General features: G+C 47.8%; 12 protein-coding genes. 3 read left to right on the forward strand and 9 right to left on the reverse strand.

Features of this window, described 5'->3' with window-relative positions; genetic code table 11:
- The first annotated feature begins 175 nt into the window (after positions 1 to 175).
- Positions 176 to 991, forward strand: coding sequence for a hypothetical protein (locus ACTRXD_RS20510; RefSeq protein ID WP_442433635.1), 816 nt, complete (start codon positions 176 to 178; stop codon positions 989 to 991).
- A 37-nt stretch (positions 992 to 1,028) separates the two neighbouring features.
- On the opposite strand, the gene ACTRXD_RS20515 is transcribed toward ACTRXD_RS20510, so the two are convergent.
- Both ACTRXD_RS20515 and ACTRXD_RS20520 read right to left on the reverse strand, forming a co-directional pair.
- Positions 1,029 to 1,742 carry a 2OG-Fe(II) oxygenase gene (locus ACTRXD_RS20515; RefSeq protein ID WP_442433636.1) on the reverse strand — a complete coding sequence of 238 codons (714 nt, stop codon included), beginning with the start codon at positions 1,740 to 1,742 and terminating at the stop codon, positions 1,029 to 1,031.
- Positions 1,743 to 1,770: 28 nt separating this feature from the next.
- Positions 1,771 to 2,514 carry a 2,3-bisphosphoglycerate-dependent phosphoglycerate mutase gene (locus ACTRXD_RS20520; protein WP_442433637.1) on the reverse strand — a complete coding sequence of 248 codons (744 nt, stop codon included), beginning with the start codon at positions 2,512 to 2,514 and terminating at the stop codon, positions 1,771 to 1,773.
- Positions 2,515 to 2,846: 332 nt separating this feature from the next.
- Between ACTRXD_RS20520 and ACTRXD_RS20525 the strand changes: the two genes are divergently transcribed.
- The gene (locus ACTRXD_RS20525; RefSeq protein ID WP_442433638.1) at positions 2,847 to 3,785 is read left to right on the forward strand and encodes a hypothetical protein; all 939 of its coding nucleotides are present in this window, start codon (positions 2,847 to 2,849) and stop codon (positions 3,783 to 3,785) included.
- Positions 3,786 to 4,453: 668 nt separating this feature from the next.
- Here the strand turns inward: ACTRXD_RS20525 and ACTRXD_RS20530 are convergent.
- Positions 4,454 to 5,068: an acyltransferase gene (locus tag ACTRXD_RS20530; RefSeq protein ID WP_442433639.1), complete on the reverse strand. Its 615-nt coding sequence runs from the start codon at positions 5,066 to 5,068 to the stop codon at positions 4,454 to 4,456.
- Positions 5,069 to 5,302: 234 nt separating this feature from the next.
- Between ACTRXD_RS20530 and ACTRXD_RS20535 the strand changes: the two genes are divergently transcribed.
- Positions 5,303 to 6,514 (forward strand): DegT/DnrJ/EryC1/StrS family aminotransferase, encoded by a 1,212-nt coding sequence (locus tag ACTRXD_RS20535; RefSeq protein WP_442433640.1) that lies wholly within the window; start codon positions 5,303 to 5,305, stop codon positions 6,512 to 6,514.
- Between the two features lie 458 nt (positions 6,515 to 6,972).
- Here the strand turns inward: ACTRXD_RS20535 and ACTRXD_RS20540 are convergent, their stop codons facing one another.
- The 6 genes from ACTRXD_RS20540 to ACTRXD_RS20565 form a co-directional block, all read right to left on the reverse strand.
- Positions 6,973 to 8,064: a glycosyltransferase family 4 protein gene (locus ACTRXD_RS20540; protein ID WP_442433641.1), complete on the reverse strand. Its 1,092-nt coding sequence runs from the start codon at positions 8,062 to 8,064 to the stop codon at positions 6,973 to 6,975.
- 942 nt (positions 8,065 to 9,006) lie between these two features.
- A complete protein-coding gene (locus tag ACTRXD_RS20545) occupies positions 9,007 to 10,029 on the reverse strand; it encodes a class I SAM-dependent methyltransferase (RefSeq protein WP_442433642.1) in 1,023 nt (340 codons plus the stop codon).
- 167 nt (positions 10,030 to 10,196) lie between these two features.
- Complete coding sequence (locus ACTRXD_RS20550) at positions 10,197 to 10,904, reverse strand: acylneuraminate cytidylyltransferase family protein (RefSeq protein ID WP_442433643.1); 708 nt, start codon at positions 10,902 to 10,904, stop codon at positions 10,197 to 10,199.
- 114 nt (positions 10,905 to 11,018) lie between these two features.
- Positions 11,019 to 11,711: an HAD family hydrolase gene (locus ACTRXD_RS20555; RefSeq protein ID WP_442433644.1), complete on the reverse strand. Its 693-nt coding sequence runs from the start codon at positions 11,709 to 11,711 to the stop codon at positions 11,019 to 11,021.
- Positions 11,708 to 13,291 carry a D-lyxose/D-mannose family sugar isomerase gene (locus ACTRXD_RS20560; protein WP_442433645.1) on the reverse strand — a complete coding sequence of 528 codons (1,584 nt, stop codon included), beginning with the start codon at positions 13,289 to 13,291 and terminating at the stop codon, positions 11,708 to 11,710. The genes ACTRXD_RS20555 and ACTRXD_RS20560 overlap by 4 nt, the downstream gene beginning before the upstream one ends.
- A gap of 24 nt (positions 13,292 to 13,315) precedes the next feature.
- Entirely contained in the window at positions 13,316 to 14,407 is a 1,092-nt protein-coding gene (locus ACTRXD_RS20565) for a Gfo/Idh/MocA family protein (protein WP_442433646.1), read from the reverse strand.
- Between the last annotated feature and the right edge of the window lie 68 nt (positions 14,408 to 14,475).

The raw sequence follows: 14,475 nt of genomic DNA on the forward strand, positions 1-14,475 counted from the left end.
TTTTTAAAAAAAGTTCATAACACACCTCCTGAAAGTTCACGTGCCGGTACGGTAATCGGAGCTTCTCAGGCAGGTGGCAGTAACGCATTCTTCTCTAGGTATTTTAAATCATATCCGATGTATCCCCTGTTTTCCAAATTTTTGGTTTTTTGACACCACCAGTTTAATCAACACGATGTCTTTTCAACTACAGGTCAAACAACGATCGCCCTTTTTCTTGAAGCGAGCCCGATATTTTTTATCCCGGCTTTTTGGAGTCCGCTTGCAAAAGGACAAAAGCCTACATTTTGTGACCATCAATGGGCAGCAATTTAAGCGATTGGTTTTTTGTGATTCTTCCGTGGCTGTTGAAATTGAACGTAATCTCGAGTGCTTCCGTGGGGACGGGATCTTCCCGAATATGGTGATTCGTTATGAGCGGGAAATCTGGGTGGAGTTTGTTCAAGGGTCTCTCATCAAAGAGGTTGATGACTCACTCGTTGAAAAAGTGGCCATGTTTTATAGTCGTGTATACTCTGAATCTCCACGGTTGGTGGAAACGAATACGACCCTGTTCCCCGATCGCCTGGATCGGGATCTGCATTTTCTCAATCAGATTGGGATGCTTTCGAATGGATTGTTGGGGGAGCTCAGAAAATTCGTGGATGTCCTGCAGCCTACACACTGTTGGATCGGGTTCGATTATACCGACCCCGTTAAGAAAAATTTTGTCCTCAATCCCAAGACCCATTTGCTGTGTGCTGTCGATGTGGAAGGCCTCGTCAGCGAGCATCTCATAGGCATGGGTGCTGCCAAAGCCTTGGTGCGATGGCTGAATCCCTTCGAAAACGAGTTTCTCCGGTTGTTGGCGACTAAGGGCGCGCCGGATATTCAAGCCTATTTTGGATTTATCAAATTGTGTTTTCTCGCCCAGTGGACGAAACGGGCATTTTTTGAACGAGATTGGAAAGCCATAAAGCCCGACTATTTCGAAGGGTATAGGGGACTGTAAGAGTATCGGCAATGAGCGTTGGAACGTATGGAGAAAATTAGTACCCCTTAGGGCTTTTTCCAAAGACCCTCTGGATTCGGTCAGCCAGCGAGAGCCGATTGATGACGACAATGAACACCTTTCGCATGTGCCCTTCCGGGCATTGAACGGGGCGGACCCCATGCCAGGATTTATCCAATCGTTGAAATAACAGACTGAAATTCCCAATGGCTGTTGAAGCCAACGATTGTGGGAAATCTTCAAAGCTGGGAGCGCTTTTTCGGCTAAACTGCCCTTGATCGTCGAGAATAACGGTCTCGCCACCCCAGGCGGGGTCCCAATCCTCTTTCGTGTTAAAGTAGAAAATGTGAGATCCAAGTTTATGTTTGGCATCACAATGTGGAGAAACAGAGCATCCATTGGGGGTATAGTGCCAATGAAAATTCAATTCAAGGGACTTAACCCCAAATAATCGTTTTAAAAAATTCGAATAGGGCTTTCCCTGAAGCTCGGCTAGAAATTGATTCCAATGAGGAGAGAGAGGTAAGCCCGGGCCATACTCTAATGTGTAGCGATCATGGCTTTGCTGCCCATGAGCCCGCTTGACCCCAAAACGCTTTTGAAACATGGAGACATTCGGGAGGGTCTCAACCAGGCCTTGATAGCCTGCCTCCGTCAGGAGATCCGGGGGATTCATCCACGGATAGGGCTTGGCTTCCTGAAAGGATTGGGCCGAAATAGCTTCTAGGGCGGAAAAGTTTAGATAGGTCATAACCACAAATAAATAATCAAAAATGAACTTAGGGAAGGCAGTATTTCAACAACCTTTGTGTGCAATCCTTCAACTTTGGCTTCCACCGCATATAGGAGTAGCTGACAAGATTCCCGTTGGGATCAAATTTACAGACCAAGGGTTCTCCGGTTCTAATCGTGATTTGTTTAATGCTGGCTTCATCGAGATGAAGGAGAAATTGTAGCAAACTTCGGATACTATTGTTGTGTGCAACCAGCAGAATCCGTTTTCCCTCTTTGAGCAGAGGAGCAATGTCTTCCTCCCAGCAAGGAATGAGCCGGTGTTGGGTGTCCTGGAGGCTTTCTGCCAAAGGAAGGTCCTGAGAACTCAAATCTACATATAAGGGATCCAGGCCTGGAAATCGAGGATCCTGAGGAGAAAGGGAAGGTGGAACCGCCGAAAAGTGGCGCTGCCATATCAGGACTTGTTTCGCACCAAACTGTGTTGATGCTTCCCACCAGGTCATTCCTTGGAGAGCACCGTAATGACGTTCATTCAGCCGCCAACTCCTCCGCACCGGGACAGAGGGTAAATCCATGTTTTTCAGTACAATGGTTGCCGTTTCATGCGCTCGGCTTAAAACGGAGGAAAAACACAGGTCAAACATCATTCTTTTTCCCCTAAGAATTTGGGCTGCCTGCTGGGCTTCAATGACACCTTTTGGGCTTAACCCGATATCGGTCCAGCCTGTAAACCGTTTTTCGCGGTTCCACAGGCTTTCTCCATGGCGTAAAAGAACGAGTGTTCCCATTTTGTTAAAAGGAAAGTTTGCGCCTTGATGTTTCGATTGACAGATAATCGCTTTGCAGAATTACAGGCAAAAGGTATTTTATATACAATCCTCAGACACGATCCACAGAATACCATAGGTTTTCTCGAGAATGAATAAGGATCTTCAAAATGGGGTATTCTGTTTCACGGGGAGCTCAATGTGAATGATTGACAGAACCCGAATTTTCAGGAATCATGAAACGCTTTACCTGGATGCCCATAGGCAGGGGTCGTTCATTGGCATCCATGGAAGATGAATGAAGCCTAAGCTATACAGCCAAATTCTTCAATTTTCCGCACGGGATCGTTCAGATGCCTCTGTCTTCTGAAAATTCGGAAATGGTCAAGCAGCGGATTCGTCAGAATCGGCTTTATAAGGTACTGCATAAAAATCTGAGAATTCCCCCCTGGGTGGTTCGGCCATTTTATCGCGCGCTGAAAATCACCGGTAGCCCCACTCAATATCGTCTGCGAAAGCGATTGGCCAGAGAAATTGTTGCGATCACGAAGCCCCGGATGACCATTCCGGACAGAGCCGGATACCGGCTTTTTGGGCCTGACGATATTGAAGGAACCGATGGCATTGTCAGGTTTTGTGAGGCAGTGTATCGGCAATCACGAGAGGCCTTCCCCCCGGAATATTTCCAAAAACATCCTCATAAGAAATTTCTGTTTCCCATTCTGGAGGGTGCCGAATTCTGCCGCCATCCGGAATTGCTCAGGCTTATGGTTTCCCGCCCAATTCTTGATGCCGCAGCCGTTTATCTGGGAACGATACCGAAGTTAACCGGAGCCCGGCTCTGTTGGTCGCCTGAAAATGAAACGGCTCGATCCAGCCAGCTCTTTCACTTCGATTACGAAGATCTCAGGCAAGTCAAAGTATTTATTAATATCTTCGAGACGAAGGAGGACCAGGGGCCGCTGACGTTTCTTCCCGCGGATATATCCCATCAGGTGCAGAGAGCGATCGGGCGTGTGCTTGGTCGTGTGCAGGACGAACGAATTTATGAGGGAGGAGGAAGAAGCCATGAGGTGAAGTTGATCGGACCGCCAGGTTCAGGGGCGTTCCTGGACACGTCCCGCTGTCTTCACTATGGAAGCCGGTGTAACCGACGAGATCGTGTGGTCCTGATCATCCAATTTCTCAACTGCTATTCCGCATTCCGACCAACGGCTCCCTTTAATGTGCCTCCCGATCTTCTGGGATTTAAGCCGGACCTTGTTCAGAGGCTGGCCTTAGGTATCCATTAATCAAATCGGCTTTCTCATGGATATGACTTTTTTGCGATAGCAATTTCGTAAGAATGATAGATCTCATTTTAGAATAACGAAGAGGCAACGGCTTATGGCTCATCTTTACCATTGAATTTTCGTGTGTCACGTGAGGAAATTTCCTCCGCATTTGAACCATTCGTTCATCGAACGGCTCCATGGAGAATACCTCCCCGCGGATCGGAGCCGTGCCGAGAGTGCACCGGTTTGGCATCGCAGATCGAGAATTCGTTTGTCTTCAACCTGAATGAAACAATTGATGATGTTCAAACCCCACTCCGCGAAGGCATCCTGTTTTCGAAGGTCATCTTCATCTTCGATTCCTCCCCCTCCCTTTTCATTTCTGAAGATGTCCGATTCAGTCACAGACACCTGAGAATTTTTTGGCTTGGCATCATCTAGTTCCCCGACGGCTTCAAGGAGGTGGGTTGCACCTGGTTATTTCAAATCTTTACAAAGCAACATTTTCGGGGACGAAAAACAAGTTTTTGCTGAGTTGCCCCCTATCCCGGCTCACTGCCCACGGATCTCGCAGACGCCGTCATCTTCTTGCGCACGGTCTGTTTTCTGAAGTCTGCCTTGTACGGTCGCATTCGTCTCTCACTTTCCCCCATGGGTTGATGCCTTCAACATAGCAGGCACGACATCTATCCTGACACAGGGGGGAGGTAGTCTAATAAAGGTTGGGCAATTTCTTTCATAAGTTGTTTTTCTAGCTCAAGTAAATGGTTCGAACGAGGTTTTATTCGTTTAACCGGAGACCCAACATACACACCCCAACTATCAAGAGATTTGGTTACAAGGGACTGAGCTCCGATAGAGGAACCTTCCCCAATAGTAATATTAGGAAGAACCACTGTGCCGGAGCCGATAAGTACATGCTTCGCCAAAGTCACTTGCCCTTTAGTGACCCCTGTATACTTCTCAGGAACCGTGGGGTTTGTTAGATGTTCGCCTGAAAAATCGTCTGTTCGGGTAAAGATTTTGACACCATGAGAAATGCATGAAAAATCTTTCATGACTATCCCAGCGCCAGCAATTAACAAACAGTAGCAACCAATGTGAATATATGAGCCTAATTCTACAAAGCCTTCTCCTGCGGCAATGATGGAGCAAAATCCATCAATACGCACATTATTACCTATAGATATATTTTTTGTGCCAATTATGGTGCAGTTTTTTGCGATTGAGACATTATGACCGAGAGACTTAAAGTCTGCTTTTTCAAGTTCGGTGTTTGTGTAGTAGCCTGGATCAAACATGGGTTCTCCTTTTCTTTTTCCTCTCTGACTTTTATGTAGCTCAGTCAGCCTACCTCTACTAACGAAGTTTCTGAGGTTTGAAAATCCTATAATCTTTTCAATCGTTATAGATGCTATACCACGTTGGGTATCACTCAATCATAGGTGGCAGTTTCTTGGTAGTAAAGATATACTATGCGATAGATTGGCTTACGAGTTCCCCGCCCATATACATCAGGAATCGACCAGTTCTATATGAACTATGAAGTGAAATCCACAATTGATACTCTTGCCATCTGTGGCGGAAAACCTGCTTTTCACAACCAACTCCATGTTGGCTCCCCGAACGTCGGTAAACGGGAAGAATTTCTGAAGCGGGTCAACCAAATTCTCGATAATAGGTGGTTCACCAATAATGGAAGCTATGTTCAGGAATTCGAGAGAAAGATATCTGCAATAACGGGTAATGAACATTGTATTGCCACTTGCAATGGGACAGTAGCATTGGAGTTAGCAATTCGTGCAATCGGATTTTCAGGGCAGGTTATTGTTCCGTCAATGACCTTTATTGCCACCGCTCATGCATTATGGTGGCAAGGCATTACTCCAATTTTTTGTGATATTGAAACCGACACTTTTTGCCTAGACCCAAAACGAGTGGAGGAACTTATCACACCAACCACCACGGGAATTATCGGGGTTCACCTATTTGGCCATCCTTGTGATGTCGATGGTCTCGCGGCAGTTGCTGCCCGGCGTAATCTAAGACTTCTTTACGATGCCTCACATGCATTTGGTTGTTCCAAAGGCTCCAAAATGATTGGAGGCTTCGGCAATGCGGAAGTCTTTAGCTTCCACGCCACGAAGTTTTTGAATACCTTTGAAGGCGGAGCGGTCGTCACAAATGATGATGCATTAGCGCAAAAAGTTCGCCTCATGAAAAACTTTGGTTTCTCGGGATATGACAAAGTTATTTATATAGGGACAAACGGAAAAATGAGCGAAATGTCCGCCGCCATGGGTTTAACTAACCTTGAATGTATAGATGATTTCGTTGAACACAATTATCGAAATTACAAAGAATATGAACGCGAATTAAAGGACATACCTGGAATCACATTGATGCTTTATGATGAATCGGAAAAGTGTAATTACCAATATATTGTCATAGAAGTAGATGGGGAGGATTCACATATTACACGGGATGATTTAATGCAAATTTTATGGGCAGAAAACGTCATGGCGCGGCGATATTTTTACCCAGGTTGCCATCGCATGGAGCCCTACAAAGCTCACTTTCCGAATGCTGGTCTTTTGCTACCTCGGACGGAGGAAATATGCAACCGGGTGCTGTCATTACCAACAGGCACAGCCATCAGCCGTGACCATATCGCAGGCATCTCTGGTATTATCAGGACTGCCATGTCTCATAATGAATGGTTATGCCGCCATCTCGTCCGAAAGTAACGGTCCCCGCCTTTGGGCCGGGACTGCTCCTCGGCGGGACACCCAATATTCGACCCATCATCCGAATCGATAAGTGCTCGTCGTAGCGGGATATCTTGCTTATCTTGCATCATGTTCATGGCAACAAAACACTCCGCCGAGCTTTTTTTTTCAATCCCGTTCTACCTTTATACGGCCAGGTCCTCATCTTGTGGCAAATTCTGGCCTAGAAACGCCTTTATTCCATCACGAGGGGGCTTCTGGTACCACCGTGAGCATATTGGCAGAATCCAGAGGTTTGCTGCGACTTGCTTGATGGACAGGACTCGAGATTATCTGCCCGCTGCCCGTTTGAATTGGGGCCAGAACCACTTTGGCGGTGGCAGGGCACACCTTCTGATCTGTTGTGTCATTTTGGGAATGTGCTCCTAAGATAGGGGAAGACCGCTTGAGCTTGGTATTGCACATCCAAAAGGTTCCTAGCACTCTGGCATCTTTTTGATGTCGCCTCCATCTCTAAGATTCTTATAGACTGCAACAATATCTTCAATTGCGTGTCGGATGTCCATATTCGCTTGACTAAATTCCGTCCCACGCGCACCAATTTCTTTGCCTTGGTCAGGTAACCTCAGAATTTGAGCCACAGCGTCCGAAAGGGCTTTTACATTTTGATTGGGGACCAAGATTCCATGACCAACCTTTTTGATTAGCTCGTTTTTAACACCCGGATCGAAACCTACGATAGGAAGGCCCATTCCCATCGCCAGATGGCTGCAAAAATTTTCCGCCTCAAGAACTGCTGTACGCAGATACACGGAAGCAGCTGCGTAAAATGGTAAAAGGTCATTCTGAAAGCCAAGGAAATGTACATGCTGGGAAATGCCCAGGGTTTTCGCCTCTTCCTCTAGCTCAGCTCGTTGTTTCCCTTCACCAATTACCAGCAAGTGGAGATTAGGAAATTTCGGCAACAAGGCAGGAAGGGCTTCCAGGGCAAATTGGTGCCCTTTTATTGGGGTCAATCGGCCAACTGAGAGGGCAATCAAAGCAGCTGAAGGTAAGTGTAATGATTCTCTAATGGCTTTTTGATGATGGGATTGTTGTTGTCTTACACAATTAATCTTCTGAAGATCAAGAGACCCACGCATGGGATAAACTTTTGAAACGGGGATTCCTAACTTAATCAATTCATCTTGAGGGAGAAAACTGAAGAAACAGTCGACCAAGGAATGGAACCGGGTGTAAAGCTTTGGCAACCAGGGTTTCCCTTGTTCCACCATTTGGGAAAACAGGCACGGAACCGAGTGGATCACCGGCCGCCTCAGGACCACCTTTGAAAGAAGACCTATAGGGTATATGTATTTCCCATGCACATGAATAATGTCCGGTCGAAACCAGATTGTTGATTTAAACACATGCCACAGCGTTGAAGTGTAACGTATGAGAAGCTTTGCGATAGGATTACGACCTATTTTCAAGACACCCTGCTTAGGAACTTGGCGATACGCACCTTTTGTGCGGAGAAGGTCAGCATAGATCCAATTTCCCTTGTCAGGTGAAAATGTGATGATCAAGTGTTTGACCTTATCCGGTTGGGTTAAGCGCACAATGTCCCAGAGCAAACTCTCGACCCCGCCTCCGTGCAATCTGTCAATTAGATGGAGTACCCGGACCGGCGCAGCATTCTTGGTTTTTTGCTTCTCGTTTTCCATACCATACCCTAAGGAGTATTAAAATCCAGGCCGACGGAACACTCGATGCGTCTTTTTTTTGACCCTTTCATGGGAAGGCATATACCCCCGATGCATTCAAGCCACCACAAGAATTGGTAAATAACTTGGAGGCTGTGCCCATCCTTTACATCAATCTGGCGAGTTATAAATTCGGTGGTTTCTCATTCTGCCGGGGGTTTGCGTGGGAAAACGCAGCTTCGGTGTTTGTCGATTTCGTATCTCAACACCTTGAGCCACGTGAAGCGAAAGTAGCGCGCGATTGTAAACATGGTCAGTTGGAGTTTATGCGCAGTCCCTGAATTAAGTGCGGACCGTTTCTTGCGTCGAACTAGATGGAGGACATATTTTTGTCCAGAAAGAGATATCCTCCGGGAGTAAGTACGGTAAAGATCGGTTCCAAAAGAATCCATGGCTGGAGTATGTGAGCCAAGGCATGATAGTTAAGCACATTCACGACATCAACTTGCCCGTTTTCTGGCTGAAGAATTAGATGGAACCGGGAAAACGACAAATCGTAAACGGTGGAAAATTCCAGAACCTGTCTGGCATAGTTGGATTGGCCTGAAAGGGTTCAACAGGTAAAACTTCTGCCCCACCTGCCTGGAGGAGAGCGGTCATTGCAACTCAACTTCCTTCATCCCTTGACCCTTTGCCCTCATCCTTTTATTCCAGAATGTCAGCACACTTGTTAGGTGGAGTGTCACTGATGGCATGAGATTTTTAATCTCTGAACATTGGCTATCTCGATTTAAATTTTCTCGTTAAGGAGTAATGCTCTGAATGTTATTTTGAGGTGATCCGTCGTCGCAGCCGACGCAGAAGTTTATTTGTTTTTCGTTTTCCTAAGAAAGAGAGCTGTCGAAGTGTCCATGTCTGCTTGAGCCACCATAATCGCCTTCTGATTCTTTCTAGGGATGAATCATACCGAATGGTTTGAGGTGGTACCCCGGAAAATTTTTGAGGGTCAGGCTTTTGTGCTATGGCCCGGATGTGATGAAAATCGCTTGTCCGGCCGTTGTCAATCGTGCATTCAATTAATACAAAGCCGGATGCCTTGAGATATTGGGCTGTGGTCTGTGCGGTGAGATGATATTGATGGACGGGACCAGATTGAAACACCGATCCGGTTTTGTATCGGGCCGGCCTCAGCACATCCTTTTCGTCAAGAAAGAGATAGCCACCTGGAGTGAGTATGTTGAAAATTTTTTCCAGGAGCAGGCGGGGGGACAGGACATGGGCCAGGACATGATGTGTCAGGACATTAACCGCATCGAAGGGTCCCTGAAAGGGAATCGGCAACTGGGAGAACCGGGAAAATGGCAAGGGAACGATTTCGGATAATCCGCGTCGCTCGCTGGCATACCATCTGTTTTTTTGGAATGGTTCTACGCAGAATACTCTCGCCCCCCCGGCCCTGAGCCGTGCCGAGAGTGCACCGGTTTGGCATCTCAGATCGAGAATTCGTTTGTCTTTAACCTGTATGAAACGGTTGATGATGTTCAAACCCCACTCCGCGACGGCATCCTGTTTTTGAATGTCATCTTCATCTTCGATTCCTTCCCCAGGCCTACTGCGGCTGCCAGGGTCGTTGGCAAAACTACTCTCATAGAATCTGTCCAAATCCTCCTGCTCAATTTGTGGAAACGCGTACATCAATTGACAGCGAATACAAATGACAATTCGACAATTCAGTTCCGATGGTTCTGTAACAACACAGGCTTCTGTCGAACCACAGAGGTCACAGTTTCCCTTTATGACGCGATCTTGATCCATTGCCTGAAAGGGTTGGTCTAGGAAATTACTCAAGACACCATTCCTTGCCTAAAGAGGAAAGGTGAAATTTTGAGAAACTGATTCGGTTGGTCTGTTCGGGGCTGAACATAAGGGATATGCATTGCAATGAAGCCATTCGACCTACGAGATGACCCCTGATTCACAGATGATTCATCCGCATCTTGGTTTGGATTCAGATCTTATGCCTGATTTTTGGCATAAATGTATTCGGCAAGCTCCAAATCCCACATGGTATCGATACTGACCAGATACTCATCGAGAAGGAGCGCACCAGTCCGTTTCCCCATGATGCTCCTTCCTTCCAGAAGGCAGTTTCGTGTCATGACATAGGCCACTCCGTTACGGTGATAAACCGGAGTTAGTTGTTGTCGGGCAATGATTTGGCTCCCGTCGTGGTCATAATAGTCGATTCTGCCTGAGTCCAGGGTCAGTTGTTTGAGAGGGTGTGACTTAGAATCAGTTTCGGACAGGGTCCATACGGCGTCCCACTGTTCGTTCACCAGCATCTCAATGGCGTGTATGACATGCTCTGGTCGACGAAGAGGGGAAGTCGGTTGGAGCATGATCACAATGTCATATCGCACAGCATCCAGGCGCTCCATTTCTTCTAACGCATGGATCAATACCGGCGCGTCCGATATTCGGTCACCTGAGAGGTCCGGAGGCCGGAAGAAAGGGGCGTCTAGCCCAGATTGTTTCGCACACTCGGCAATTTCAGGATGATCGGTCGAAACCACCGATCGATCGATGATGGGGATTTCTTTCACCAACTGGCCAACTCTGGCAACTAACGGGATTCCAAGAAATGGAGTCAGATTCTTGAGCGGAATTCCTTTGCTGCCGCCCCTGGCTGGGCATACAGCCAGAATGCGTTGAGTACCTATCATGTGAGCTTTTTAGCGATACACGCCGTTGATGATATCGTCATCGGTTTTGTCCAAATCATAACTTCCTGTTACAAAAGTGTAAAGAATCTCTAATGAAAGGCGGCGTTTAGATGTTCAATAGTTTGGGGCAAGGTCATTTCGGTTCTCCTGAAGATTCTCCACGATTGCTTTGAGTTCAGCCAGATTTGTCATATGGAGTGGTGGTATCTGTGTGAATCGGCTGTTACCATCCAGAGTGATTCCGGCAAAGTGGCAGCCAAATTCAGCTGCAGCCTTCCGGTCATCCTCACTATCTCCGACAAAGAGTATTTCCTCCGGTTTTGCCTGAGTGAGCTCTTGGATGTGCAGCAAATTTTCGAGTTTACTTGCGGGGGCTCCATATATTCCAGAGAAATAGTGGGTAAGGTTTCGAAGGGTCACAAGGTGATTGAGGGCGGTGGCCGGCGTTCTTGAGTTGAGGTATAGAGGAATTTCTTGATTCAAAAGCCATGAGAGTATCCCTGAGGCTCCAGGGACTTCCGGGCATCCGACAACGGCCGTTTCGCAGATGGTTGTGTAAGTCTCGGCCCATTGTGAGCCGAGGACCTCCGGGCTTGTGTGGGGCGGAATAAGACCTTTCGCCATGAATTCCCGGGCAAGCTCAAGGGTTATTCCGTACCGATCCTTATGAGAACACCGTTGAAGAACTTCGGTAACGATGTATCCGCTGGGATCATAATTCTCGACAATCTTATAAAAGGATTGAACCTTCACCTGGTTGGAATCAACCAGCGTTCCGTCAAAATCGAAGGTGACGCAAGCAATCATTGCGCCTGAGGATCGGGCAATGGCACTTCGGGAGCCTTCTCCGCTGCTGGCTGCTGGGCGATTTGAAACCGACCCCAATGATCGACCATTGTTTTCCGCTCAGATCGTTGCAGCTTATTAATTCGTTTGTCGGCATAGAAGGAATCATTGTTATAGTGGGTGGTGGACACTTCTTCAAAGACAACCCCGGTGTCTGTCCAAAAGGAATGCCATACTCCGGGTAGTATGAGAATGGTTTCACCGGGATGCAAAATGCGGGGATATCCGTCGATATTCACGTGGAGGATGCCAAACAGTATTTGAAATGTTTCCTCCTTTCTCGCATGATAATGCGAGGGGTGTCGCTGTCCGGGCAATTGAATGACGAGTTTTTTGCAATATTCCCGGTTAATGCATTCGATAAGGACCGCGCCGGTTTGCCGGAAATTTTCAAGGCCGTAGTGGTGCGAATATTCGACTTTAAACTCACTGCCTAATTGAATGTTGGCTTCGTTGAGTAAGGCTTTGACTTCGTGAATCGCCTGTTTAAGAGTCACGAGACCTTGATTGAGGGTGATCTCGACAGCGTCCCGCATGACCGGTTGGTCCGGCGTTATGTCCTGGACGGCCGTATAGCCTTCTTTCCATGCTCCGCTTTCCATCTGCCCTTCGACGTAGGGCATGGCAAAATACACAAGGTCCCGTGTGAGTTCCCGGCCTTTTTTAATGGATCGTTTGGCAAAAACCCCCCGACGAAGGCCGTCCAAGGAGGACTGTTCCACTTCGGAGGCCGGTGGACGGGTTTTTGGGCCACACAATACTTTTGCCCGATGATAGGCTTCCAGCCAGGAGTCTACTTGTTGTGCGGTGGACGAGTAGGCATTCAATTTGATGGATTCGGTTTCCAATCCGATGTGCCGTTCAAAAAGTCTGGCTCCAAGAGCGACCGCAATTTGAACAGGGACGGTATCACCCGGGTTTTCATGTGTGGACCAGCCGATAGGAATATTAGGATACCGGTTGCGTAACATTTGAATTTGATTCAAGTTCATCAAGGGGTCAGGAGTTGGATACACCGACACACAGTGCATGAGCGCGAATTGTACGGCCCGATGTTGGAAGAAACTCACCACATTGTCGATATCCTCTAATGTCAGACCACCGGTTGAGCACACGACCGGCGGCCCAGCGCCGGCAATTTCCTCAAGAAGCGGCCAATCCTTGGCTGAACAACTGGCGACCTTCAACACATTAAAACCCATGTCGACGGCAATATTGACAGACTCTTCATCGAAGGGGGTGCACATGGCTAGCAGCCCTTGGGCCCATACTTCATTGAGCAATGTTTGGAACTGGGTCTGGTCCAATCGGGTGGATTGAAATCGTTGGATGTATTTGAGCTCGCTGTTTGACTGATGATCTGTATGAATGAAGGTGTCGAGTTGGCGGAATTGGAATTTAATCGCTGCCCGGACCTGGTGCCGTTTGATCACCTCAGCCGTTGATTGGATGATTCCCAGGCCGTGTTCTACACTTCCCTGGTGGTTATTGGCCAGATCCAATATGAATAAATCATGGAAATTAAAATCTTGGTCTATCATGCGTTTCCCCTTCCTCTGGCAGATCTACAGCAATTCTAGTGCCTCTGGTGTATAGCCTTTCCGGTAATCTATGCGCACAGTGCGTTTCTTGGCTGACGAGAGATGCGCGGCGGCGACCACCAGCATGGTTTCCAGGCCTCGCTCCAATGAAAGGACGGAATCTTTAGTCTTGCCTGTCATGACGTCCTCGATGTGCTGTAATTCCCAGATGAAATCATCCGGTCGCGATTTTTGAATGGTACGGAATTGGGTGTCATCGCCACCGGTTTTCCAATCGACTCTGTCGACCCCTGGTTGGTGCCCGATGGTGAGCTCTGCGAAACCGTCATTTCCTTGAATCCTTGCCCACTTCCTGGAAGGGGAGGTAATAACGTCCTGCACCACCCTTCCGAGTAAACCTGCTTCAGTCCTCAGGCTAAGCAGGCAGAGTTTGTCATACTCCACCATATCTGTCTGGACATAATCCAGTGTCGCGGATACTTCGGTGATGCGGCCTTTCCCCAGGCCCCCACTCAAAAATTGCCATAGGTTGATCGCGTGGGAATGTTCCCCGCTGGCACCTCCACCCCGTTTCCAAAACCCTAAATAACTGTCCTGTGGGCCCTGTAACCATGGGTGAGCTGCGAAGATGCCGCCCCAATGTTCACGAAATTCCACGTCGATGGTTTCAATGGTGGATAATTGGCGACCGGCTTGGAGTGTTTCATGCGCGGCCTTTCCCACCACGTGGTCATATCCCACAAAGGCGAATGTGCCAGATTCGACCACCATCTTCTGTAATGCTTGGGCCTGTTCCAAGTTCGGGGGGCAGAGAGGTTTTTCCACAAGAATGGCTTTAGGTTTTTCCTCAAGAGCCCCAAGTGCCAGGGAGAGGTGGGAGTCTGGAGGAGTTCCAACAACCACGAGATCAAATCCTCCTCTCGGGGCGTTCTTGACCAGGGAAAGCTTGATGGCCTCGTCCCATTTTCCATAACGAGTCGGATAAATGGTCTGCTTGGTTCGGTCCAACGCCGCTTGGTCCACATCGCATATCGTGACGTTCCAACCTAGGGAACGGGATGCATGAGCCAAATGGTTGCCGATAGACCCGGCTCCAAAAATTTTTACGTTATACATGTATCCTCCTTAGAGTGTTCACCAGATCCGGTATATGGATGCCCATACATGTTCAGCATGATTGCGGC

Source organism: Nitrospira sp. T9 (assembly GCF_052156535.1).
In the GTDB taxonomy this organism is placed as follows: Bacteria; Nitrospirota; Nitrospiria; order Nitrospirales; family UBA8639; genus Nitrospira_E.

Coding starts and splice junctions, on each gene's coding strand:
- ACTRXD_RS20515 (WP_442433636.1), bottom strand. CDS start 1,742: ATGACCTATCTAAACTTTTCCGCCCTAGAAGCTATTTCGGCCCAATCC.
- ACTRXD_RS20560 (WP_442433645.1), bottom strand. CDS start 13,291: ATGATAGACCAAGATTTTAATTTCCATGATTTATTCATATTGGATCTG.
- ACTRXD_RS20525 (WP_442433638.1), top strand. CDS start 2,847: ATGCCTCTGTCTTCTGAAAATTCGGAAATGGTCAAGCAGCGGATTCGT.
- ACTRXD_RS20530 (WP_442433639.1), bottom strand. CDS start 5,068: ATGTTTGATCCAGGCTACTACACAAACACCGAACTTGAAAAAGCAGAC.
- ACTRXD_RS20520 (WP_442433637.1), bottom strand. CDS start 2,514: ATGGGAACACTCGTTCTTTTACGCCATGGAGAAAGCCTGTGGAACCGC.
- ACTRXD_RS20535 (WP_442433640.1), top strand. CDS start 5,303: ATGAACTATGAAGTGAAATCCACAATTGATACTCTTGCCATCTGTGGC.
- ACTRXD_RS20565 (WP_442433646.1), bottom strand. CDS start 14,407: ATGTATAACGTAAAAATTTTTGGAGCCGGGTCTATCGGCAACCATTTG.
- ACTRXD_RS20510 (WP_442433635.1), top strand. CDS start 176: ATGTCTTTTCAACTACAGGTCAAACAACGATCGCCCTTTTTCTTGAAG.
- ACTRXD_RS20550 (WP_442433643.1), bottom strand. CDS start 10,904: ATGATAGGTACTCAACGCATTCTGGCTGTATGCCCAGCCAGGGGCGGC.
- ACTRXD_RS20555 (WP_442433644.1), bottom strand. CDS start 11,711: ATGATTGCTTGCGTCACCTTCGATTTTGACGGAACGCTGGTTGATTCC.